The organism is Phenylobacterium sp. (assembly GCF_965284355.1).
In the GTDB taxonomy this organism is placed as follows: Bacteria; Pseudomonadota; Alphaproteobacteria; order Caulobacterales; family Caulobacteraceae; genus Phenylobacterium.
On the sequence record NZ_OZ260078.1, the window covers coordinates 4,214,476 to 4,236,367 of the forward strand.

The following is a 21,892-nucleotide window of genomic DNA, read 5'->3' on the forward strand; positions in this document are numbered from 1 at the left end:
CTGCACTCTAGCAGTCAACCTCAGGACGTCGGCAATGCGAATTGTTGAGTTCGAGCGCTAGGAATCCGGATCCTTCACGCCTCCGCAGTCACACTCGTAGGGGCGTTCCATCCCGCAGTCGCAACGTTCGTCGCAGCCGTAGGGGGCCTCGGCGGCCTCGTGTAGGACCGCCAGGCCTCGCTTCACCGGGTCGATCGCGTCCGCCTCGGCCAGCGCCCAGGTCTGCCACGCTGCGATGCGCGGGTTGGCGCCGGCGCCGGCCTCGGCGATGACGCTGGCCACGAAGCCGCGGATGTCTTGGGCGGTGCGCCAGTCGCTGGCCTGGGCGAACAGGTGCTCACGGCGTTCCTGGGCTTCGCGCTCCTCCTCCTCGCGCCGCTTGCGCTCCGCCTCAACGCGTCGGCGTTCCAGCTCGGCTTCGTTGTCGGCTCGGCGCTTGACCAGCCAGACGTGGTGGTCGGCCTGCCGGGCGCGATACTGCGCCTCGCCGACGATGATGAAGCTGACCACGATCTCTGTGAGGCGCTCCTCGAGCTTGCCGTCTGCGCCGTCTGCCCAGACGCCGTCGATACCGGCGTCCGGGAACTTCGCGTCCATCTCCAGCCTGAGCGTGTCGATGGGCCCCGGCCGGGTCTTCCATTCGCCATGGATCGTCGGCTTTGCGGCCGGATGGTCGAGCTTGAACCCGAGGCGCTGGCTGCCGACCACCACGTTGAGCTCGCGGGCGACCTTGCCGCGCAGTTCGAGCTTCGCGCCGGCCTTCGCGAACCCGTGGGCCAGCGAGTTCAGGATGCGCAGCCGCCGCCGTTCGAAGGGCGAGTCGAAGTACGGCGCCCACCAGTCGCTGCTCCAGGTCTCCGTGGCCTGCTTGGCGCGGCGTCGTTCGTCCTCCTCCAGCAGCTTGCGGACCGCGCCCCAGGGCGAGTCGAGACTTCGGACGTGGGCGATCTTCCCGACGCGCTTCTCGACGCGGGCGCGGACCTCGGCGATGGGTTCGTCGAAGACCGGCGGGTCGGGCAGCGGGACGGCCAGCTCGGCGGCGGGGTCCCAGCGCCAGTCGTGGGTCGCCTTTGAGATCGAGAAGGTCTGCGGCGCGCCCGGCTCACGAGGCGGCAGCTTGACCTTGATGGCGGGCTTGCCGGCCTGCAGCTTGGCCCAGTAGCCGCGCTGCGGCACGGGCACATTCGCGCCGGCGCAGACCTTCTTCAGCCAGACATCCGAGACGCCGAAGGTGGTGGCGACCGTCCGCACGGGATCGGTCCAGACGAGGTCGTAGAGCGCTTCGCGCGTGATCGTGGCCATGGTCCGACTCGGCGTGCTGTGGAGAACCGGCGCTTTAGCCGGTCTCGGCGGGATGCGGCGAGGCTCGTTGGGCTGGGGAAGCCGGCGGCGCATGCGCCGCCGGCCGTACGCATCACCAATAGTACCGATGCGGCCGCTTCTCAGTCGGCCAGGCGATGGCGTCGGGATCGAGTCCCGACTTGATCGCCTGCGCGAGCTTCGTGTTCAGCCGGCGACGGGGACGGGAGTGGTGGAGGATGTTCCAGCCCGAGGGCGTGGTCGACATCCGTCCCGGCGCAGTGCGCCAGGTCGTGTGGGGATAGCCCCGCTTGAAGTGGGCCATGTGAGATAGCTCCGAATGTTGAGTCATCTCATGGCGGCCTCCTGACTTCCGTGGCTGGAGCTTCGTAGATGTCGGCGCGTCGCCAGCTTGGCAAGTGTTAGGGCTTCGAGGGGAACGGCTTCACCTGCGGCCGAGCCCCAAGTCCTGGCCGACCCCTACGAGCGAGAGGTCCCCGCAACGCCTCCGGAGAGGCGTCGGAGAGCGGCCGGCGGGCGCGCTCGATCCCGCCGCGTTCCGCGGCTCCTGCGGGCGCGCCCCAAACGGGCGGCCAAGGCCGCCGCCGGCCGCTCGACGGCGCGTCCCGCCGTGCAGCGCCTTCCGGCGCGCAGGCTCCTTGCGGCCTTCTCCTGGGCGAGGGGCGCTTAGGGCTCCGCCCTCGGCGCGCTTCGGAGCAGCTTCCGCCCAGCTTCGGTCCCCCTTCGCCGGGTGTCACAGGCTGAGTGCGGGGCAGGGGCCCTGCAGCCGGTTCCCCGCGAAGCCGCCCCTCCGCTTGCACACCCGGTCTCGCCGACGGGCAAGGCTGCAGGCGCGGCGTGCGCCTGCAACCTGGCACAAGGAGCAAGACCATGAACGCAGTGACCGTGATCGAGTCCGGTTCGGTGCTCGAAGTCCCCCTGAACAAGCTCAAGAAGTCGCCCCGAAACGCGCGGAAGACACCGCATAGCGAGGCGGCGGTGGAGGCCTTGGCCGCGTCCATCGCGGCTAAGGGCCTCTTGCAGGCGCCCGTCGTGGAGCCGGAGGTAGGCGAGGACGGCCAGCCGACCGGCGCCTACCTCGTCACTATCGGGGAGGGGCGTAGACTGGCGCTGCTGCTGCGCGCCAGGCGCAAGGAGATCAGGAAGACCGAGCCGGTGCGCTGTGTGGTGGACACCGCCAACGACCCCCATGAGATCAGCCTGGACGAGAACGTCACCCGCAGCGACATGCATCCCGCCGACCAGTTCGAGGCGTTCCGGCGGCTAGCTGAGGAGAAGGGTTGGGGCGCCGAGGAGATCGGCGCGCGGTTCGGAGTCTCGACGCACGTCGTGCGCCAGCGGCTGCGCCTGGGCGCCGTGGCCCCGAGGCTCATGGGCATCTACCGAGAGGGCGGCCTGACCCTGGACCAGCTCATGGCCTTCGCGGTGACCGAGGACCACGCGCGCCAGGAACAGGTCTACGAGCAGCTGTCGTTTAACCGCTCGGGCTCGGCGATCCGGCGCGCGATGACGGAGGCCAAGGTCCATGCCGGCGAACGTCGTGCGGCTTTCGTCGGCGCTGAGGCCTACGGCGAGGCGGGCGGGACGGTCCTGCGCGACCTCTTCACCGAGGACGGCGGCGGCTGGTTCGAGGGCGTGGGCCTGCTGGAGCGGCTGGTCGCAGAAAAGCTGGCGCGGATGGCGGCCGAGGTGGCGGCGGCGGAAGGCTGGAAGTGGGCCGACGGCGTCACGGAGTACCCGCACGGCCACGGCTTCCGGCGCGTCTACCCGAGCCGGGTGACACGGTCGGCCGAGGACGAGGCATTGAAGGCGTCCCTGTCCGAAGAACTGGAGGCCTTGAGCGACCGGTGGGCGGCGGTGGAGGACCTGCCCGCTGAAGTCGAGGCGCGAGTGGCCGAGCTTGAAGGCGAACTGGCGACGTTCGGGGAGGACTACGCCTACGACCCCGATGACATCGCCCGGGGCGGCGTGTTCGTCGTGCTGGGGTATGACGGCGAGGCGCGCATCGAGCGCGGCCTGATCCGGCCGCAGGACGAGGCGCCGGCGCCAGAGGTGAAGGACGAGTCTTCCGAGGATGCCCCGGCCACCGGGGAGGATGGAGCGCTTGATCCCGAGGAGCAACATCCCGAGGCGGCCGAGCGCGAGGAGGATGACGCCGCGCCGCTCTCGGAAGGGCTGGTCCTCGACCTCAATGCGTACCGCACCGTCGGTCTGCGCGACGCCCTGGGCGCCGACCCGAACCTCGCCTTGGCGGCGCTGGCCCACGCCCTGGCGGTGAAGACCTTCTACCCGCCCTACGAACAGGCCTCCTGCGTCGATGTGAAGGTGGTGTCGTCCTATCTGGACGGCCATGCGCCCGGCGTCAGCGAGAGCCCGGCCGGCCGGCGGATCGCCGAACGGCACGAAGCTTGGGCCAAGCGCCTGCCGCAGGAGGCGGCCGAGGCCTGGGCGTTCGTGATGGGGCTCGGGAGCGGCGACCTGCTGGGCCTCCTGGCCCACTGCGCCAGCTTGGGCGTCAGCGCCGTCCGCAACGCGATGGACCGCAAGCCTGCCGCTTGGGCGCACGCCGACGCCCTGGCCGAGGCCGTGGGGCTGGACATGACCCGGACCTGGGCGCCGACCGCAGCGAGCTACCTCGGCCGAGTGACCAAGGCGCGGATCGCGGAGGCGGTGACCGAGGGCGCGGGCGCCGCGGCCGCCGAGCGGCTGGCGGGCCTGAAGAAGCCGGAGATGGCCGAGGCGGCGGAAGCCGCGTTGGAGGGAACCGGCTGGTTGCCGGAGCTGCTGCGGACGCCGAAATCCGAAACCGAAATCCCGTCTGAGGCCAGCGTCGAGTCCGCGGCCATCGCCGCGGAATAGCCGTTCACATGACAGGCCTTGGAGCCCGCGCAGGCGTGACCTGCGCGGGCTTCTTGTTGCGAACTACTCGGACGGTTCATCTTCCGCATCGTCTGAGCGCCTGTCTCCGGTCGCTGTCAGTTCGGCGAGGCGGTCGCCCAGTTCCGCCTCTGAGCGGGCATCGGCGATGTGAAGCAGAAGATCGGCGGCAGACATTGGCGGCAGGCCCATGGGATCATCCTTTCGGGTTTGGTACCGCTTGGATGATGCCGTCACGACGGCGGAGAGCGCCGAGCTTTTGGCCCTTCAGCGGGGGTTTGCGAGCGAGCGGACTAGGAGGGCGCTGGCGCTGGCGAACAAGCGCATTGAGGCCGCCCTCGCTGTTCACAAAGCGCTTTTGAAGCATTTCCGGCGCTGCCTGGTGTCGCTTTGGGGCAGGGCGGCCGGGCGCCACGTCCGTGTTGAATCAGTCCAGGCATTAAGGCGCGTAGCAGGGGGCGTCCCACTTCGGCGCGGCGCGAAGCCGCCACGCGAGAGTCTCCGGTGCTGGACGAGCCGCGCACGCGGTCTCTCGTCTGGCTGATCTGGGCGGGGCCGGGCCGCCCTCTAACCGCGCGCCACGGGTTTCTTCCCCTGAGGCCTGGGCCTCATTCCTCGCGAGGCAAGAAACCCGCGGCGCGCAGTCCTCCGCTCACGCTGCGGGCCTGCGGCTGAAGGGCGGCCTGGCCCCGCCCCGGTCGATCGCCATCGAGACCGCGAAGGGCGCGGCTCGGCAACGACCGGAGAACCCCAATGGCCACCATCGGCACCTTCCACAAGCAGGACGACGGCTCCTACACGGGCGCCATCAAGACCCTGACGCTCAACGTCAAGTCCGCCACCTTCCGGCCCGTCGAGGCCGAGACCGACAAGGCGCCCGACTTCCGCATCTTCGCCGGCCAGACCGAATTCGGCGCAGCCTGGAAGAAGACCAGCCGCGAGAACCGCGAGTACCTCTCCGTGAAGCTCGACGACCCCAGCTTCCCGGCCCCGATCTACGCCAGCCTGGTCGACGCCCCGGAGACCTCCGAAACGGGGGGCTACAGCCTGATCTGGTCGCGCGCCCGCGCCGCCGACTGACGCCCCCGGTCGCCGCCCCGGCCCCACCGGGGCGGCGGACCTCACGCAAATCCGAAACCTAAAGGAGCCCGCGATGCCGCGCGCCCACAGCGAAACTCGCCCTGATCTCTACAGCCGCGTGACCAGCCTGATCGTCGAAGATCTCAAACGCGGCGTTCGTCCTTGGACCCGGCCTTGGTCCGCCGAACACCTCGCCGGACGCATCACCCGGCCATTGCGCTCAACGGGCCAGCCGTACAGCGGCATCAATGTCATCCTGCTCTGGGCCGAAGCCGTCCAGCGTGGCTTCACAGCGCCGATCTGGATGACCTTCCGCCAGGCGCTGGCGCTTGATGCCCACGTTCGCAAGGGCGAGCGCGGTGCGACCGTAGTCTACGCCAATCGCTTCACGCGCACCGAGACCGACGCCCATGGCCAGGATGTCGAGCGTGAGATTCCGTTCCTGAAGGCCTATACGGTATTCAACGTCGAGCAGATCGAAGGCCTGCCGCCGCACTTCCACGCTTCCGCGGCGCCGACGCTGGAGCCGACACAGCGCATTCCCCAAGCCGAGGCCTTCTTCTCCGCCCTGGGCGCCGACATCCGACACGGCGGCAATCATGCCTACTACGCCCTCGAGGCCGACTATGTGCAGGTCCCGCCCTTCGAATGCTTCCGCGATCCCGAGGCCTACTACGCAACCCTCGCGCATGAGTGCACGCACTGGACGCGCCATCGGAGCCGCCTGAACCGCGACTTCGGTCGCAAGCGCTGGGGCGATGGTGGCTATGCCCAGGAAGAACTGGTCGCCGAACTGGGCGCGGCGTTCCTGTGCGCCGATCTCGGCCTTGAACTGACCCCGCGCGAGGACCATTCGGCCTACATCGAGAATTGGCTGCAGGTGCTCGAAGGCGACAAGCGTTTCATCTTCGCGGCTGCCGCCCATGCGCAGCGGGCATGCGACTTTCTGCACCATTTGCAGCGCCCACTCGAGCCGGGGTAGGCGCGAGACAGTGCTTTGTCGAGTATACTCCGTAGTAGTATATTCCGCGGCCACGCCCCTTGCTGTGCATGTCCATACGCACAGTGGTGGCCAAGAACCTGCGACGTCTGCGGCATGACCGCGGCTGGTCACAAGAGGAGCTTGCCGATCGTGCGTCGGTCGATCGAACCTACGTTTCGAGCCTTGAGCGCGAGCAATATTCGGCCTCCATCGACATGCTGGCGAAGTTGGCTAATGCGCTGGAAGTGGAGCCAATCGAGTTCTTTCGAGGCGAAGACTCGGGCGGTTAGCTGGAGACGTGCGAGAGCAGGAGGCGTTCTCGCACCTGACACTTGTTCGAATTTGACGCACCACAATCGGCTAGTCTGGGGGGCTGCCGGATGACCTCCTTCATTGCCGACCAGGCGCCGTCCGACGCTCACCTGACCGACTACGATCGCGCGCACCTGACTCTGTACTTGCGCCTCCTGGACGCCCACCAGGAGCAAGCAGGGTGGAGTGAAGTCGCCTCGATGCTGCTCGCCGTCGATCCCGACCAGGAGCCTGAGCGCGCCCAGGTTCGCTACGAGACGCACCTCGCGCGGGCGAAATGGATGGCCGATCAAGGCTACATGGACCTGCTGAAGTCGCGTTGACCGCCAGCTATGCGCCCGGCGCATGGGGGTCTGTCCTGGCGCCGTCTTGAACGTAGGCTCCACAAGCTAAGATGTTGATCGGATAGATTGCGCGCTGGAGGTGTTCCGGGCGCACCAGCCCCGGAGACAGCAATGCCGCCGCGTGACTGGCGCGTAGCGTCCGACTATGCGGCCCTTGGCGGCCTGGACCCGTCCAGTCTCGCCTGGGAGTTCCTCAGGCGCAATCCGCAGTACCAAACCGAATATCGGCTCGCCGTTGGGGGCTGCGAGCCGCACACGCCCGGCCCGGGAGGCGGGCTTGCGCCCCGCTGGGGCCTGCGGTTTCCCGGTCGATCCGGAGCTCGACGCTTTCCAGGCCCAGCCGTTCTGGCGCGCTGACATCGCGCCGGCGGTGGTCATACAGCTGGCGCCGGCCGCGGCATCCGTCAGCCGGCCGATCGCTCCGATTAACATCTCAACGGCTCCGAGGCTGGCCGAAGAGGGCGCGTACGTCCTGCTGCGGAACGGGTTGCAGGTGCTGCTGACGTCCGGCGCCACCCTGGCCGATCCGCTCGCGGTCGTGCTGCCGCTCGATTCCGACTTCTCTGTGCGAGCGGCCGCTGCGCACCACCTGTACCGATCCCTTGCCGGCGAGCACGGTGGGCCTGATCCACTCACGGCGCAGCGTCGCGGGCGCCTGGCGCGGATGCTTCGCACGCTCGATGCTCGCGCCGAGGGCGCCAGCTACCGCGACGTGGCCGAGCATGTCCTTGGCGCGCCATCGGTTGATTCACTGCAGTGGCGGACGTCCACGTTTCGTGACGTGGCCATCCGCTTGAGCCGCGGCGCGCTCGCCCTCATGCACGGCGGCTATCGCGCGCTCCTTCGCAGGCGGCGCTAGGCGGCCGGGGTGGCGATTCCCCGGTCCCAAAGTTCGCCATCAGCCCCGCGGGCGCGTCTCCGCCAGGGTCGCCCATAGCCGCTCGGTCCAAGCCCGGGCGCGATGGCATCACCTGGAGACGCACCATGTCCGACCCGCTTGCCGGCTTCCCGCCGCGCTACCTGCGCACGCCTGAGGCTGCGCGCTTCCTCGGCCTTTCCGGTCGCACCTTGGAGAAGCACCGCACCTACGGCACCGGCCCGACCTACCGGAAGATCGGCGGGCGTGTGGTCTATGCGCTTGAGGACCTGCAGGATTGGGCAGGCCGCGGCAGCAAGACCTCCACGAGCGACCCCGGAGCCGGCTCCGTCTCGCCGGCCAAGCGCCACGCGGCCGTGTCGCCGGCCTATGGCCGCCGCGATGAACGCTGAGCGCAGCAGCATGCAGACGGAAGTCGAACTCCTCTGGCAGGAAGGCCAGATCGAACGCTGGATACGGTTCGGCAAGACGGCCGGCGAACGGATCATCGATCGCCGCCGGCGCGTCGTCGCCTTCGCGCCGGGCGCCATGTTCGCGCTGGTGCGCTGGCAGGCGAACGACTTCGGGACGGTCGCATCGCGCATCGACATCCTGCGTGCGGTCCGACCGGGCCAGGGCTTCACGACGGTCCCTTTCGTGGCGCCCGGCGGGGAGTCGTTCCTTCACATCGGCGGCTGGATCAAGGTGCAGCGCGTGCTCGAGGCGATCGACGCCGTCGAGCAGGCGGGCATCGATCCGTGCGAGGCCGATCCCGACCACTGGCGCCATGTCGCAGCGCGGCTGGAAGGCGGCGAGACGGCGCGACCCTACACAGTGGCTCGCCATCGGGCTTGGCTGCTGCGGCGGGGGATTGCGCCGTGAGGACCCGATGGAAACCGGTCGCGATCGCCTTCGGTGCGGCCATCCCTTTGGCGCTGACGGCGGTCTGGGCGCCGCGCCCCCTGATCCTCTGGAACATTACGGCGAGCGCGCCTGAAGGCGTCTACTGGCTGAGCACGGCCGAGCCCTTGCGCGGCGGCGAACTTGTCGTCGCCCTTCCGCCAGCAGCTCTCGAGACTTGGCTCGACGCCGCGGGGTTCCTGCCGCGCGGCGTGCCGCTGCTGAAGCGGGTGGCGGCGCTGGAGGGACAGCGGGTCTGCAGCGGGGAGTCTGAGATCCTGGTGGACGGTCGGCCCGTCGCCCGCCCCAGGAGGGCCGACCGTTTCGGTCGCCCACTTCCCAGCTGGTCGGGCTGCCGGACGCTGCGGGCCGACGAGGTCTTCCTCCTCAATCCTGCCGCCCGAGAAAGCCTCGACGGACGCTACTTCGGGCCGAGCGCACGACGCGACGTGGTCGCCCGGGCGAGGCCCCTCTGGACCTTCGAGGGACGCTGAGATGTCGAGCTCCCTGCGTTCAAAGGCCATTTACCTGTTCGGCTGGAGGTGGGGCCATTTCCCCGTCCCGGCCACCTTCCTCGCCGCCGCGGCGCGCAGCGGCGGTCCAGGGCGGCGCGTCGCGCCGGCGCCATGGCGCCTTGCACTGGCCGGCCGCGAGCACCGCGGCAGGCTGACCGTAGGCGGGCGTCGTCTCCACAGCATGCTGGCGGCCGGGGTGATGCTGGTGATCGTCGCTATCGGCGGCCAGGAGGCCGGCGCGCAGCCGATGGATCGCGTCGACGCCGCTCCGCCGACGGCCCTGCGCGCGGATTCGGCGGCAAGCGTTGACGCGGCCATCGCGTCCGCCGCGCAGCGATTTGGCCTGCCGCCGGCCTGGATCCGCGCCGTGATGCGAGCGGAGAGCGCCTTCGAGCCGCGCGCTCTCTCGCACGCCGGCGCCATGGGGCTCATGCAACTCATGCCCGCGACCTGGGCCGAATGGCGTGGGCGGCTCGGGCTCGGCGCAGACCCTTTCGACGTCAGCGACAACGTCATGGCCGGCGCAGGCTACATGCGGGAACTCTTCGACCGCTTCGGCTCTCCGGGCTTCCTGGCCGCCTACAATGCGGGACCGCAGCGCTACGCCGATCACCTCGCCGGTGTCGGTGGGTTGCCGGCCGAGACCCGCGCCTACATCACCCGGGTCGCGCCCCATCTCGACGCAGGGGCAGTGGCGCCCAGCGCGGCAAGGGCGCCAGACTGGCGCGCATCCAGTCTGTTCGCGGGCGCGCGCCCGCCATCCGGCACGCCGTCCGATGGAGGCCTCTTTGTTCGGCCGTCCTCCGGGAGCGACCGCCGATGACGACGCAGTCTGGTTGGGGCGGACGCGCTGTCGTGGAGGGCGTTGAAGGCGGCCGAGCTGGCCCTTTGAGTACTCCAAGGCGATGGCAAGATAAAAGGCGTGGGCCGGATCGGCCGCAACGCATTGATGGTGTTGAGGGTTTTCCCGGCCTGCGGCCGCTGCCAGGTCTTGCTGCGCGGGATTACCCCAACTCTTTCAACGCCCTTCGCAGGACCACGGGCGTCGGAGGCGGCCGTGGTCGATGACGACGACTTCTGCCCCCGGCCGGGGCGCATCCGCCATGGCGGGCGGCGTGCGGCAGGCCGGCCCCGCACCTTCGTCGGCCAGGCCCTGCGCGCCGCCACCCGGGCCGGCCTGGGCGCTCGAAGCGGCGGGGCAGGGAGCCGGGCCCGCGCGGGAAGGTTCGGTCGCGGCCGGGCTGCAGCGCTGGCGGCGAGCCTACGGCAGCCGTCGCGCCGGGTGGCGGTCAAAGCCCGGATCGTGCGCCACCGGGGCGGGCGGTACCGGGCCGCGCCATTGTCAATGCACCTCCGGTATCTCAAGCGCGACGGTGTCGACCGGGACGGCGGCGAGGCCCGGATGTTCGACGCGCGTTCGGACGACGCCGACGACCGGGCCTTCGCGGCCCGTTCGGAGGACGACCGCCACCACTTCCGCTTCATGGTCTCGCCGGAGAACGCCGCGGACCTTGAGAGCCTGCGGGCGACGACGCGGGACCTCATGGCCCAGGCCGAGCAGGACCTGGGAACGCGGCTGGACTGGATCGCGGTCGACCACTGGAACACGGACAATCCCCACGTCCATGTCCTCGTCCGCGGCGTCGCGCAGGACGGTACGGACCTGGTGATCAGCCGCGACTACATCAGCCATGGCCTTCGTGCCCGCGCCGAGGCTCTCGTCTCCTTGGAGCTCGGGCCGCGCACCGACCGCGAGGTCGCCGAGGCGCTCCGGCGCCAGGTCACCACGGAGCGGTGGACGCGGCTCGACCAGACCCTCCATGCCTTGGCGGGCCACGGCGTGGTCGATCTTCGTCCTGGCGGGCCGATGTCCGACCGGCAAGTGCATCAGCTCCTGGTAGGCCGGGCTCAGGTCCTGGAGCGGTTCGGGCTCGCCGAACCCCAGGCGCCCGCCACCTGGAAGCTCAAGCCCAACCACGAAGCGTCGTTGCGGGCGCTGGGGGAGCGGGGCGACATCATCAAGGCGCTGCACCGAGCCGCAGCCGACCGGCCGCCCGCGGACCTGGCGGCCTACGGCGAACAGTCGGGTGATCCGCTCCTCGGGCGATTGCTGGCGCGCGGGCTGCACGACGAGCTCCGGGGCGAGGCCTTCGTGGTGATCGATGGTGTCGACGGGCGCGTCCACCATGTGCGCCTGCGTGGCCTGGAGGCTGCGGGCGATACCCCCGTGGGCGGGATCGTCGAATACCGCGCCCAGTCGACGGTGGGGGGCGCCAAGGGCCTCCTGCACCGCAGCGACCTTGGCCTTTCCGACCAGGTGACGGCGGATGGCGCGACGTGGCTCGATCGGCGCCTGATCGCGCGAGAACCTGCCGCTCTGGCCTCGCAGGGGTTCGGCGCTGAGGTCCGCGCCGCCTTGGCCGCGCGCGTCGACCACCTGGCCGCTGAAGGGCTCGCCCGACGGACCGGTGGCGGCGTGCTCCTCGCCAAGGATCTGCTGCAGACGCTGCGCGCACGCGAACTCGCGTCTGTGGGTCGAGTGTTGTCGACCGAGATCGGCCTCGAATGGCGTCAGGGTGGGGAAGGGGACGCCGTCACCGGCCGCCTCCAGCGCCGGCTCGATCTCGCGTCCGGCCGCTTCGCCATGATCGACGACGGCCTCGGCTTCCAGCTCGTCCCCTGGTCCCGCCAGCTGGAGCCGCACCTCGGCAAGCCCGTCGCGGGCGTGCTCACGCCCGGCGGGGTCGATTGGGCGCTCGGCCGCAAGCGCAGCCTCTCACGGTGAATGGAGTTGCAATGCCTGCCGCCAAGATTCTCTGGGGCCAGGTGCTGGTCGTCGCGCTCGTCGTGCTCGGCTTCGTCTGGGCCGCGACCGAGTGGACGGCTTGGCGGCTCGCGTTCCAACCCGAACTCGGAGAACCATGGCTGCGCGTCTTCGGCTGGCCGGTCTATCCGCCGCCTGCCTTCTTCTGGTGGTGGTTCGCCTTCGACGCCTATGCGCCGCAGGTCTTCGTGGAAGGCGCCTTCGTCGCCGCCAGCGGCGGGCTCGTCGCCATCGCGGTGGCGATCGCCATGAGTGTCTGGCGGGCCCGGGAAGCGGAAAATGTCACCACCTACGGCTCGGCGCGCTGGGCCACCAAGCCGGAGATCGCAAGCGCCGCCTTGCTCGGCCCCGACGGGGTGGTGCTCGGCCGACTTGGCCGCGACTACCTCCGGCACGATGGACCCGAACATGTGCTCTGCTTTGCGCCGACCCGAAGCGGCAAGGGCGTTGGGCTCGTTGTGCCCAGCCTCTTGGCCTGGGCCGGCTCGGCGATCGTCCACGACATCAAGGGCGAGAACTGGACGCTCACCGCCGGCTGGCGGGCGCGGTTCGGCAGGGTGCTGCGGTTCGATCCGACCAGCGCGGACAGCGCGGCCTACAATCCGCTCCTGGAGGTCCGGCGCGGTGACGCCGAGGTCCGCGACGTCCAGAACATCGCCGACATCCTGGTCGACCCGGAGGGCGCGCTGGAGCGCCGGAACCATTGGGAGAAAACCAGCCACTCGCTGCTGGTCGGGACGATCCTGCACGTCCTCTACGCCGAGACCGACAAGACCCTCGCGGGTGTCGCAGCGTTCCTGTCTGACCCGCGTCGCCCCATCGAAGTGACCCTGCAGGCCATGATGGCGACGCGGCACCTGGGCGATCGAGCGCACCCGGTCGTCGCGTCGGCGGCCCGGGAGCTCCTCAACAAGAGCGAGAACGAGCGGTCGGGCGTCCTCTCCACGGCCATGTCGTTCCTGGGCCTTTACCGGGATCCGGTGGTCGCCCAGGTGACGTCCCGCTGCGACTGGCGGATCGAGGACCTGGTGGGCGACGCGCGACCGGCGACGCTCTACCTCGTGATCCCGCCGTCGGACATCAGCCGGACCAAGCCGCTGATCCGCCTGATCCTCAACCAGGTCGGACGAAGGCTGACCGAGGACCTGGCGGCCAGGAGCCGCCGGCACCGGTTGCTCCTCATGTTGGACGAGTTCCCGGCGCTGGGGCGACTGGACTTCTTCGAAAGCGCGCTGGCCTTCATGGCCGGGTACGGGCTCAAGGCTTTCCTGATCGCCCAGAGCCTGAACCAGATCGAGAAGGCGTACGGGCCCAACAACGCCATCCTCGACAACTGCCATGTGCGGGTGGCGTTCGCGACCAACGACGAGCGGACGGCGAAGCGCGTCAGCGACAGCCTCGGTACCGCTACTGAGCTGCGGGCGATGAAGAACTATGCGGGGCATCGGCTCTCGCCGTGGCTGGGCCACCTGATGGTCAGCCGGCAAGAGACCGCGCGACCGCTGCTCACACCGGGCGAGGTGATGCAGCTGCCGGCAGGCGACGAGCTCGTCCTGGTGTCCGGGTGCCCACCGATCCGGGCGAGCAAGGTTCGCTACTTCGAGGATGGACGCTTGGGGGAGAGAGTCCTTCCCCCGCCGGGGCCGGGCAGAACTGCTAGTCCGGCCATCGACCATCCTTGGGGCGGCGGCACACCGACCGCGCATCCGTCTCAAGTTCACGGCTCCGCGGACGACGGGGAGGGCGGGCTGCGCCGCGAGCCTGAACTCGAAGCCCCGGACACCTTGTCCGAGCCGGCAGCCGTCGCCGCCGATCTTGATGCCGACAGTGACGATGGCGATGCCGAGGCGGTGGCCGCGGCGCGACTGCGCAGTCGGCTCCGACAGGTGGCGCGCCAAGCGTCGCTCGATCCCGATGACGGCATCCCTTTGTGAGGCGAGCACGATGAAGATCGAGACGAAGGTCTATCTTACGGCGGACCTGGCGCGGGCGCTGGACGAGATGGCGATCAGGACGCGCCGGCCAAAGTCGGAAGTGGTTCGGGCGGCGGTCGCCTCATTCCTCTCGCCGGACGGCTCTGAGCGAATGGAGGCGGCGGTGACCCGCCGGCTCGACCGCATGAGCCGCCAGATCGAGCGGCTTGAGCGCGACATTGGCATTAGCAACGAGGCGCTCGGTTTGTTCATCAGGGCTTGGCTTACGGCGACGCCTCCAATGCCTGACGCGGCTCAGGCTCCAGCTCAAGCCAAAGGGCGCGAGCGGTACGAGGGCTTCATCGAGGCTCTCGGGCGGCGACTTGCATCAGGGCAATCACTCGCGCGGGAAATCACTCAGGACCTTGAAGGTCAGAGAGACTAGCCGCTGGCCCACCACGCCCAAGGGGGCGGGCGGGTCACATTGGATTTGGCTTGGAGCCAGACATCGCGCGCTGGTGCATGTGCCCTAGAGGGTCCGACCTGCACACGCCGCTGCCCTCATTGAGGCGGGGTTGACGGCAACCACGTGTTCAATGCCTGCCCGGACGCCGGCGCTTAGGCGCGCTCGGCTCAACAGCGCCGCCCGTACCGAGGTTCGACCACAACTGTTCGCTGTCTCCGCTTTCCCGACGGAGCCGGCGCTCAAGGCGCTCCAAGATGGCCCCGTCGCGGAGGATGACGCCGACGCTGAGCGCCCCGTTGCGAAATGGGATGTAGATTGAGACATGGGCCACGACGCCCGGGACCAGCAGTACCTCCATGTCACTCGGGAGTTGGCCGGAGGGAGCCAACAACCCTCGATCGAACGCGCGTCGCCATGCGCGTCGCAGGTCAGCGGGCACCGCGCGAGGGACAACCAGTAGAGTCTCGACGTCTGGCGCGCCCTTGAGCCGTAGAGCGTCGCGTATGGCGTTCAGGGACTCGCCGACGCGCAGGGAACGTCCCCACAGTTCTCCTCCCGGACGGGCCCAGATCAGGCTAGCGGACGCGGCCTGATCGGCAGTCAGCTTCCGCCCCTCGGCGATCGCCCGGCAGATGCTCTCTGTGATCTTCGGCACATAAGGCGGACCCAACGTAGGACGCGCGCCCGACGACATGCGCTCGTTTACCAGGGACAGCCATGTGTCTGGGTCTTTGGTCTCTGCAAGTTGGGCCGGCCTACGGTCACCCGTGAGACGTTCATACTCCACCAAACCGCCCGCCGATGGGCTTGGCGCACGAAGGGCGTCCCAGCGATCCGCGCCGGCGCTCGAGAGTGCACCGAATTTCAGTGGGTTCTCGGCGAGCGACGGAAAGACAAGGCGCTGTTCGATCGCGTCGCGCACACCGATCTCCACCTCGGCTCGCATCGGTTGATAGGCGAAGCCCGCCGGTAGGACGTCCGATACCGAATAGATCGCCAAACGGTCAGCTTCCGGGTGCCGCATGACGCGCACGGCGAAGTCGCGGAAGTTGGTTTCGAAGGCTTCCCGCGCGTAGGCCTCCGGAAGCGCGCGCGCGCGCGCCTGCTCCTCCAGCGCGATCAGGTACGGCGCCGGTCGAAAGCTTGTCCCCACCATGATGTTCTTGCTGATGAGATCGAACCAAACATTCTCCTCGCGCACTTCGATCTCCGCGAGACGAGGCGCTCCATCACCCTGCGCGTGCTTGAAGAGTTCGTGGCCAGTAGGCGTTAAGCTGATGTCGTCGCCGTTGAGGGCAATGAGCCCATGCTCCTTCAGATCGAGCAGCACTGCCTCGGCCTCTGAGGCGCTGAAAGCGAAGAATCGACGCAGCCGCGGGACTGAGATGGAGTCCGCGGTGCGCACGAGACGCAAGACGAACTCGTCCACCACTGGAAGTTGCCGGTCGAGCGTCACGTTTGCCTTGATGAAGAACCGGCGGCACGGGACGAGGAAGTCTACGACCTCGACAAGGAGGCGGTCCGGTTCGGGCTTGCTCATCCCTCAAGTTCCCCCGCCGGGATAACCGCGGAGGCACCGCCCTTCCCTGCCGCAACTCGTTCGAGCACAGCGCGCATGGATGACCGACAACGTTCGCTACGCCACATGTCGGCGGCGCCAACGATGACGAGCCGCTCCTGCGCACGAGACAGGGCGACGTTGCAGCGATTGTTTGATCCCACGTGCCCCGGACGACGCTCGCGATTGTTCCGCACCAAAGAGACGATGATGATCTTGTTCTGTTTGCCCTGGTAGGCGTCGACCGTGTCGATCTTTACCGAGCGTCGGAAAGCCTCCGAGAAGGGGTGTTCGGCGAAGGCCTGCTCCAGGCGATGCTTCTGTGCCTTGTACATGCAGATGACGCCGATGGCCGGGTCCTCACTTCGCGTGAGCGGCTCAGCGAAACTCTTTGCGCCGTGGATCTGATGGAGGATTTTGAGAATGGCCTCTACCTCCGCATCATTCCAAGTGTCGCGGTTTCGGTTCTTCCGTCCTTCCGTGGCATTGGAATTCTTGGAGGTGTCGACCCAGGTAGTTTCCGTCTGCAGCGCTTGCGGTAAAGCAGTTTGGAAGCGCGTGTCGGGCTCACGGTCCTCGGACGTCTCCAGTTTGACGCCCTGGGGTGCGTAGTAGACCTCTGACACCAACTGGCAGATGCCCTCGGGCATCCGGTATTGCTCGTCGAGAATCCTACCGACTTCGCGACCGTACGAGGATGTGAAGGCGCGCTCGAAGTCGCTTCGTTGGCGTTCTTCGTCACTCAGCTCCGACAGTTCCTCGCGCAATACGGCCTGCAGGTCGTGCGGGATGTGGGGCGGCAACTGCAGGTGGTCGCCTACAAGCAGGATGCGGCGGCCAAGCTGCAGGGGAACTGCGAGTTCGCTGGACGTGCATCGTGCCGCTTCGTCAACGATGACCCAGTCGAAAGAGGTAGCCTCGAGCCGCACGCGCGTTTGGCCCAGGCCTACGCAGGTGCCGGTAACGATCGTACGCGTTTTGGCAAGGAACTCGTCGAAGTTTCGATGCCCCGAGCGCAGCGTGTCCACCCATTCGTTGCCGAGTTCGATGACCCGGAGGGCGGCCTCAACGTCCGCAGGAGAGGACAGAGGATGCCGATCTATGCATCGGAGTTGCGCTTCTGACACGACGCTCGACGGCGTCTCATCGGCGGCAACCTCGCGGCCAAGGCGGCGAGTCGCGTTCATCAGGAACGGGCGCGTTTGAGTGCGCCGGGCCTGTCGGAGTCTCTGGAGCTCGCCTGCCTCGATGTCGGGCTTGGTGAGCGTCTCGTCGATACGCTCGAGACGCCGCGCCGGCGCCACGAGATCGATCTCGATGTCAACGAGGTCGTGGACAAGGGCTCGGCTCACTCCTATGGCGGTCGCGACGGCCGCCAACCTCGCCTTCAGCGATACGATAAACCGCTGCTCAAACCCCTCCCGTAGCGACGTCGTGTGATATGGCCGAAGCCGATCCGTCAGACCACGCGCACCGATGCGCAGGAGATCAAGGCGTCCGCCGTAGCGGCCGAAGAACTTGATGAGCTCCTCCGCGGCATTGTTCACCGCTTCGTGGGATTGGCTCGCCAACAGAATCTTGCGCGCGCCTCCCTTGGTTACCAACCAATGCGCCAAAGCAGCGATGAAGCGGGTCTTGCCGGTTCCGGGCGGCCCCTGCAGGAGGCCCACTGGCCCGGTCGCTAGGACGTCGCGAAAGGCCCGACGCTGGCCGGAGTTGAGCTTATACTTTTCGAGGTCTTCGTTGGAGACCGAAACGTCGAACATCGTCGCCGTCTTTGCGACGCCCGGTTCGAAGTATTCAAGAAGGTCGGGAACGGCGCTTTCGCGCCGCATGATACGCATCACCGCACGCCTTCGACGATCGAGCGAAATTCGCGCGAGACGATCCACCAAGAAGATTGTTTCGCCCGCCATTAGCGGTCGGGTGCCGCGCAGCACAACTAGTACGCTGTCGCTCAATCGCCCGACGTCCAGGCGACCGATCGTTCGCATGCGCCCCTGTACGAGGGCCCGTACTTCGACGTCGGCCTCCCCGTCAAAGTCGAAGGGTCGCTCCGCCTCATACGTGTAGGCACCTTCCATCCCCAATTCGGCGGCGCGCCCCGTAATCACGACCTCGGGCGCGAGGTCGCCCTCCACTTCGATTGATCGCTGCCAAAGCTCACCAACGGCGAGCGACATCGATGGCGAGGGCGGCGGCGCCGACGACGCGGCGGCTGCCTCGAGCCGACGCGCCAGGACGTCGAACCCGTGAGGGCTCGCGCCTCGTCTAAGGGATAGCCGAAGCGGGATCTGAACTTGGCGGCGAACCGCCGAAAGATCCCAGAAGGAAAGCTGGTCGAACCGGCAGTCCTCCACCACGCCATTGCGCAAGTGGAACGTGAGGCGTCGGTCCAACGACGTCACCGTGTACGTCCGAACGCCGCGCGCGCCGGACGTCACGTTCGTCCAAAGCAGTCCGTCGTCGCCCGAGAGTTCGGACATAGCCAAGTTCGGCGCGAAGACCGTGATGTGGTCGGCGGGCGGTTGTTCGCGTCGCCGCAGTACTGCGCGGGCTGCATCTAGGAGCGGCTCAAGCGTTTCAATGGTGCTCCGCTCCAGCTCGGCTGTGCAGAGATCGAACAGCTGCCGATCGCCTGCGACGGCGACGCTCTCCAAGACGCACTTTGCAATTTTGCATACCGCAAACCGATCGATTTGAAGGTCGCTCTGCAGTTCCCAGTCCGCCGGCGCCCAAGCCAGGTTGCGGACACGACCGATGCCGGTGGGCGAGAGATCAAAGAGATCGATGACGGTGAGCTCAACAGGGTCAGATGTCGTCCGCACCAGGACGTTGCTGGGCGAAAGGTCGCCGTGCGTAGCGCCCAAATCATGCAGTGCAATGATAGCCTGGCAGAGCTGCTCGATGACTTGCGCTGCCGCAAACAGGTCCGGTGCCGTCCAGTCCGCCAGTGGCGTACCGTCTACATGGCGAGTGACCACGAAGGGGCCGATCGGGGACAGCGCCGCCGCTTCCACCATGGGCAAACCCGGAACAGGGCTGGTCTTGAGACGCGCCGCTGCCTCAAAGAGCGTGAGCATAGTCAGGTTCAGCGCGTCCGATGTTCCGCGCTGCAGGCCTGTCCACAACTTCACGTGCACCCGATCGTCGCTGGCCGAAAGACTTTCATAAGCGACCTTGCCACCCCGCGATGTAGTCGGTCCGGGAGGTCGCCAGGCGACGAGTGGGAGGACTTCGGTCTCGTAGGCGTCTAGCCGCGATGGGTCGTTGCCCTTCGGCGGATCTGAGAACACATCACCAAAGGCGGCAGCGAACTGCTGCGCATCCTCGTAGCGCGCCTTGGGATCCTGAGCCGTGGCCTTCGTGAGAACAGCGGACGCCATAGAGAGCGTATCGTTCGCGCCCTCCGGCACGCTGCCCGTCCAGGGCGTATCGAGCAGGACTTCGGAAGCGACCGCTCCCAGCAGGTAGACGTCGCGTTGTCGGGCCGACCCCGCGGTGTCAGGGGCCAGATCCTCAGGCAGGTCCGGCCCGTATCCTCGAAGTAGCGGCAGCCACTCGAAGACAGACGTATCCTGCGGAACCTGGGCGGACATGAGGCCCGTGAGCGCCAGTCGCGTAGGCGAGCCCACCCAGATGCAGGCCGCTCCTAGGTCGCGGTGAGCAATGCCCTTGGCGTGCAACTCGGCGAATATGTTCAGCAGCGTCGCAACAAGGGAGATGCGCTGATCTGCGGTGAGACTTTCCCTGTGTCGCTCGAGATAGCGACGCATCGGCGTCCACTGGCCCGGAAGGTCGAACAGCTCGAAGTGATCGGTGAGGATCTCGTCCTTCGGCGCGCCGGCGGGCGTAAGCACGCAACCGCGCTCCACGATCCAGCTTTCGCAGTCGCGCAAATGCGCGATCACCCGAATTTCACGATCAGCAACAAGCCGGCGCATCTCGCCGCTATTGAGGTTGGCGGGCAGCTTGTCGAAGCGCCAGCTTCGCAGCAGGGCCTTCATTCGCGCGTCTCGGGCCTGCTGGACTCGGTGATCGCGCCACGCGCCGCGGGGGTGGACAAAGAGGTTCTGTTCGTCGCGGACGTAGCCATCCCAGCTGTCCTCGCGCGCCGCGAACAGTCGTGGATCTCCCAAGAGACGTCCGAAATCCTGCTCCAACCGACACGGCGTGACCGATAGAAGCGTGCAAGTTCCGAGCAGGCGCTGACGGTTGGCTCGGGTGACGATCGAGCAAGCCTCCGGCAAGGTCCAGCAGTAGCGCTTGTCGGCATCCAGCAGGTTGTCTCGGGTCGCCGTGCCGGTAAGTACCACACGGAAGTCGACGCTGATCTTGGCCAGGGGGGCGATCCGGCCGCCGATCAGGCCCTTCACCTTGCGAGCCTTTTCCGCAAGCAGCGCTACTGGAGAACGGCCTCGCGGCGCGCCGTTCAGCAGCCACTTATCGCCCTTTGCAGTCAGGGTCCCGTTCAAGTCCTTCAGTTCGAGCAGCAACACGCGATCATCGGTAACCACAAAGACGTCGATCTCGATCGGATGCTGACGCGGCGGGTAGCAGGTCAGGCTGGCATACATCAGCCAGTGCGGCGGGAACGCGGCGGCGAGCGCGCTCACCCCCTTGATCTCAGCCGATTGAATTCCGGCGCTATTTAGATAGCGGATTTGACAGGCCAACCACAGTTCCCCCCGGAGCGCAGGCCGCGCATTCGTCCAATGGTTTGCGACCTGTGTCGACTCAATCCTCCCGAGCGGACAACGCCGGCGCTCGCCAGTTCAAGGTGCCTCACCAGGACCCGATCTCATGCACCCATGTTTGCGATTAGCGCCCCGGGACCATTCAGCCTCAATGAAGCTAGATACCGAGCGGACCTGTCTTTCCACGCTGCGCTGCTACTACGCCTAGCGGCTTGTTGATCTCGGGCCGATCCAGCCTTCTCTCCGTGTCTCCGCAGTTGCTGGAGACAATTCGTGGATCTCGCTCCCCAACACACTGAGAGCTTTGTGCGCAGCGCCCGGATGCTGCGGAGCGCCCTGGGCGGCGGCATCGCCGGGTGGCTTGAGGACCCGCAGGTCGTCGAGGTGATGCTCAATCCCGATGGCCGGCTCTGGGTCGACCGGCTCACCGGGGGCCTGATGGACACCGGCGAGCGGATGGGCCCGGCCGATGGCGAGCGGATCGTGCGCCTGGTGGCCCACCATGTGGGCGCCGAGGTCCACCCGAAAAGCCCACGGGTTTCGGCCGAGTTGCCGGGATCGGGCGAGCGCTTCGAAGGGCTGCTCCCGCCGGTCGTGCAGGCCCCGGCGTTTGCGATCCGCAAGGCGGCCGTCGCCGTCTTCAGCCTCGTTGACTACGCGGCCACGGGCGTCATGACGGCGGGCGAGGCTGCGGCGCTCGCCGAGGCCGTGGTTGCGCGGCGCAATATCTTGGTCGCTGGCGGCACCTCGACGGGCAAGACCACACTCGTAAACGCGCTCCTCGCGGAGGTCGCCGCGACGGGCGATCGGGTCGTGCTCATCGAGGATACCCGCGAACTGCAGTGTGCGGCGCCCAACCTGGTGACGTTGCGCAGCAAGGACGGCGTCGCGTCCCTCGGCGAGCTGGTGCGCTCGGCCCTTCGCCTGCGGCCGGACCGGATCCCGGTCGGAGAGGTGAGGGGCCCCGAGGCGCTCGACCTCCTGAAGGCCTGGGGCACCGGCCATCCGGGCGGCATCGGCACGTTGCACGCTGGCTCGGCGCTGGGCGCGCTCCGCAGGCTCGAGCAACTCATCCAGGAAGCGGTGATCACCGTCCCGCGGCCCCTCATCGCCGAGACCATCGACCTCGTGGCTGTCCTGTCCGGCCACGGATCCCAACGCCGCCTCGTCGAACTCGTCCGCGTCGAGGGCCTCGACCCCGCCGGCGACTACCGCCTCTCCCGCGCCATCCCGTCTCAACCCTGACCT

Annotated in this window: 20 protein-coding genes; 15 read left to right on the forward strand and 5 right to left on the reverse strand. The window is 67.9% G+C overall.

Features of this window, described 5'->3' with window-relative positions; translation table 11 throughout:
• Positions 1–57 precede the first annotated feature (57 nt).
• Positions 58–1,302, reverse strand: a complete 1,245-nt coding sequence (locus ACQ66R_RS20710) for a hypothetical protein (RefSeq protein ID WP_430425109.1) — start codon at positions 1,300–1,302, stop codon at positions 58–60.
• A gap of 112 nt (positions 1,303–1,414) precedes the next feature.
• Positions 1,415–1,624: a hypothetical protein gene (locus ACQ66R_RS20715; RefSeq protein WP_430425111.1), complete on the reverse strand. Its 210-nt coding sequence runs from the start codon at positions 1,622–1,624 to the stop codon at positions 1,415–1,417.
• A gap of 566 nt (positions 1,625–2,190) precedes the next feature.
• Between ACQ66R_RS20715 and ACQ66R_RS20720 the strand changes: the two genes are divergently transcribed.
• On the forward strand, positions 2,191–4,179 hold the full coding sequence (locus ACQ66R_RS20720) for a ParB/RepB/Spo0J family partition protein (protein ID WP_430425113.1): 1,989 nt from the start codon (positions 2,191–2,193) through the stop codon (positions 4,177–4,179).
• A 63-nt stretch (positions 4,180–4,242) separates the two neighbouring features.
• Here the strand turns inward: ACQ66R_RS20720 and ACQ66R_RS20725 are convergent, their stop codons facing one another.
• A complete protein-coding gene (locus tag ACQ66R_RS20725) occupies positions 4,243–4,389 on the reverse strand; it encodes a hypothetical protein (protein WP_430425115.1) in 147 nt (48 codons plus the stop codon).
• A gap of 561 nt (positions 4,390–4,950) precedes the next feature.
• Here ACQ66R_RS20725 and ACQ66R_RS20730 point away from each other — a divergent pair.
• The 13 genes from ACQ66R_RS20730 (at position 4,951) to ACQ66R_RS20790 (ending at position 14,368) form a co-directional block, all read left to right on the forward strand.
• Positions 4,951–5,277: a DUF736 domain-containing protein gene (locus ACQ66R_RS20730; protein WP_430425117.1), complete on the forward strand. Its 327-nt coding sequence runs from the start codon at positions 4,951–4,953 to the stop codon at positions 5,275–5,277.
• 73 nt (positions 5,278–5,350) lie between these two features.
• Complete coding sequence (locus ACQ66R_RS20735) at positions 5,351–6,259, forward strand: ArdC family protein (RefSeq protein WP_430425119.1); 909 nt, start codon at positions 5,351–5,353, stop codon at positions 6,257–6,259.
• An 86-nt stretch (positions 6,260–6,345) separates the two neighbouring features.
• Positions 6,346–6,549 (forward strand): helix-turn-helix domain-containing protein, encoded by a 204-nt coding sequence (locus ACQ66R_RS20740; RefSeq protein WP_430425121.1) that lies wholly within the window; start codon positions 6,346–6,348, stop codon positions 6,547–6,549.
• A 90-nt stretch (positions 6,550–6,639) separates the two neighbouring features.
• A complete protein-coding gene (locus ACQ66R_RS20745; protein WP_430425123.1) occupies positions 6,640–6,894 on the forward strand; it encodes a DNA -binding domain-containing protein in 255 nt (84 codons plus the stop codon).
• Positions 6,895–7,026: 132 nt separating this feature from the next.
• Entirely contained in the window at positions 7,027–7,272 is a 246-nt protein-coding gene (locus tag ACQ66R_RS20750) for a transcriptional regulator domain-containing protein (RefSeq protein WP_430425125.1), read from the forward strand.
• Positions 7,193–7,774 carry a DUF2285 domain-containing protein gene (locus tag ACQ66R_RS20755; protein WP_430425127.1) on the forward strand — a complete coding sequence of 194 codons (582 nt, stop codon included), beginning with the start codon at positions 7,193–7,195 and terminating at the stop codon, positions 7,772–7,774. Before ACQ66R_RS20750 ends, ACQ66R_RS20755 begins: the two co-directional genes overlap by 80 nt.
• Before the next feature lie 125 nt (positions 7,775–7,899).
• Entirely contained in the window at positions 7,900–8,184 is a 285-nt protein-coding gene (locus tag ACQ66R_RS20760; protein ID WP_430425129.1) for a helix-turn-helix transcriptional regulator, read from the forward strand.
• Complete coding sequence (locus ACQ66R_RS20765; protein ID WP_430425131.1) at positions 8,162–8,653, forward strand: DUF2840 domain-containing protein; 492 nt, start codon at positions 8,162–8,164, stop codon at positions 8,651–8,653. The genes ACQ66R_RS20760 and ACQ66R_RS20765 overlap by 23 nt, the downstream gene beginning before the upstream one ends.
• Positions 8,650–9,165 (forward strand): S26 family signal peptidase, encoded by a 516-nt coding sequence (locus tag ACQ66R_RS20770; RefSeq protein WP_430425133.1) that lies wholly within the window; start codon positions 8,650–8,652, stop codon positions 9,163–9,165. The genes ACQ66R_RS20765 and ACQ66R_RS20770 overlap by 4 nt, the downstream gene beginning before the upstream one ends.
• Before the next feature lies 1 nt (position 9,166).
• The gene (locus ACQ66R_RS20775; RefSeq protein WP_430425135.1) at positions 9,167–10,009 is read left to right on the forward strand and encodes a lytic transglycosylase domain-containing protein; all 843 of its coding nucleotides are present in this window, start codon (positions 9,167–9,169) and stop codon (positions 10,007–10,009) included.
• 234 nt (positions 10,010–10,243) lie between these two features.
• Positions 10,244–11,971, forward strand: a complete 1,728-nt coding sequence (locus tag ACQ66R_RS20780; RefSeq protein ID WP_430425137.1) for a relaxase/mobilization nuclease domain-containing protein — start codon at positions 10,244–10,246, stop codon at positions 11,969–11,971.
• 11 nt (positions 11,972–11,982) lie between these two features.
• Positions 11,983–13,944: a conjugal transfer protein TraG gene (locus ACQ66R_RS20785; protein WP_430426364.1), complete on the forward strand. Its 1,962-nt coding sequence runs from the start codon at positions 11,983–11,985 to the stop codon at positions 13,942–13,944.
• 10 nt (positions 13,945–13,954) lie between these two features.
• Positions 13,955–14,368: a ribbon-helix-helix protein, CopG family gene (locus ACQ66R_RS20790; protein WP_430425139.1), complete on the forward strand. Its 414-nt coding sequence runs from the start codon at positions 13,955–13,957 to the stop codon at positions 14,366–14,368.
• A 148-nt stretch (positions 14,369–14,516) separates the two neighbouring features.
• Here the strand turns inward: ACQ66R_RS20790 and ACQ66R_RS20795 are convergent, their stop codons facing one another.
• Both ACQ66R_RS20795 and ACQ66R_RS20800 read right to left on the reverse strand, forming a co-directional pair.
• Positions 14,517–15,929 carry a hypothetical protein gene (locus ACQ66R_RS20795; RefSeq protein ID WP_430425141.1) on the reverse strand — a complete coding sequence of 471 codons (1,413 nt, stop codon included), beginning with the start codon at positions 15,927–15,929 and terminating at the stop codon, positions 14,517–14,519.
• Positions 15,926–20,563: an AAA domain-containing protein gene (locus ACQ66R_RS20800; protein WP_430425143.1), complete on the reverse strand. Its 4,638-nt coding sequence runs from the start codon at positions 20,561–20,563 to the stop codon at positions 15,926–15,928. The genes ACQ66R_RS20795 and ACQ66R_RS20800 overlap by 4 nt, the downstream gene beginning before the upstream one ends.
• Before the next feature lie 402 nt (positions 20,564–20,965).
• On the opposite strand from ACQ66R_RS20800, the gene trbB reads away from it, so the two are divergent.
• Positions 20,966–21,889 carry a P-type conjugative transfer ATPase TrbB gene (trbB, locus tag ACQ66R_RS20805; protein WP_430426366.1) on the forward strand — a complete coding sequence of 308 codons (924 nt, stop codon included), beginning with the start codon at positions 20,966–20,968 and terminating at the stop codon, positions 21,887–21,889.
• The last annotated feature ends 3 nt before the right edge of the window (positions 21,890–21,892 follow it).

Excerpts from the sequence above, each read along its gene's own strand:
- ACQ66R_RS20710 (WP_430425109.1), bottom strand. The coding sequence starts at position 1,302 with ATGGCCACGATCACGCGCGAAGCGCTCTACGACCTCGTCTGGACCGAT.
- ACQ66R_RS20715 (WP_430425111.1), bottom strand. The coding sequence starts at position 1,624 with ATGGCCCACTTCAAGCGGGGCTATCCCCACACGACCTGGCGCACTGCG.
- ACQ66R_RS20720 (WP_430425113.1), top strand. The coding sequence starts at position 2,191 with ATGAACGCAGTGACCGTGATCGAGTCCGGTTCGGTGCTCGAAGTCCCC.
- ACQ66R_RS20725 (WP_430425115.1), bottom strand. The coding sequence starts at position 4,389 with ATGGGCCTGCCGCCAATGTCTGCCGCCGATCTTCTGCTTCACATCGCC.
- ACQ66R_RS20730 (WP_430425117.1), top strand. The coding sequence starts at position 4,951 with ATGGCCACCATCGGCACCTTCCACAAGCAGGACGACGGCTCCTACACG.
- ACQ66R_RS20735 (WP_430425119.1), top strand. The coding sequence starts at position 5,351 with ATGCCGCGCGCCCACAGCGAAACTCGCCCTGATCTCTACAGCCGCGTG.
- ACQ66R_RS20745 (WP_430425123.1), top strand. The coding sequence starts at position 6,640 with ATGACCTCCTTCATTGCCGACCAGGCGCCGTCCGACGCTCACCTGACC.
- ACQ66R_RS20750 (WP_430425125.1), top strand. The coding sequence starts at position 7,027 with ATGCCGCCGCGTGACTGGCGCGTAGCGTCCGACTATGCGGCCCTTGGC.
- ACQ66R_RS20760 (WP_430425129.1), top strand. The coding sequence starts at position 7,900 with ATGTCCGACCCGCTTGCCGGCTTCCCGCCGCGCTACCTGCGCACGCCT.
- ACQ66R_RS20765 (WP_430425131.1), top strand. The coding sequence starts at position 8,162 with ATGGCCGCCGCGATGAACGCTGAGCGCAGCAGCATGCAGACGGAAGTC.
- ACQ66R_RS20775 (WP_430425135.1), top strand. The coding sequence starts at position 9,167 with ATGTCGAGCTCCCTGCGTTCAAAGGCCATTTACCTGTTCGGCTGGAGG.
- ACQ66R_RS20785 (WP_430426364.1), top strand. The coding sequence starts at position 11,983 with ATGCCTGCCGCCAAGATTCTCTGGGGCCAGGTGCTGGTCGTCGCGCTC.
- ACQ66R_RS20790 (WP_430425139.1), top strand. The coding sequence starts at position 13,955 with ATGAAGATCGAGACGAAGGTCTATCTTACGGCGGACCTGGCGCGGGCG.
- ACQ66R_RS20795 (WP_430425141.1), bottom strand. The coding sequence starts at position 15,929 with ATGAGCAAGCCCGAACCGGACCGCCTCCTTGTCGAGGTCGTAGACTTC.
- trbB (WP_430426366.1), top strand. The coding sequence starts at position 20,966 with ATGCTGCGGAGCGCCCTGGGCGGCGGCATCGCCGGGTGGCTTGAGGAC.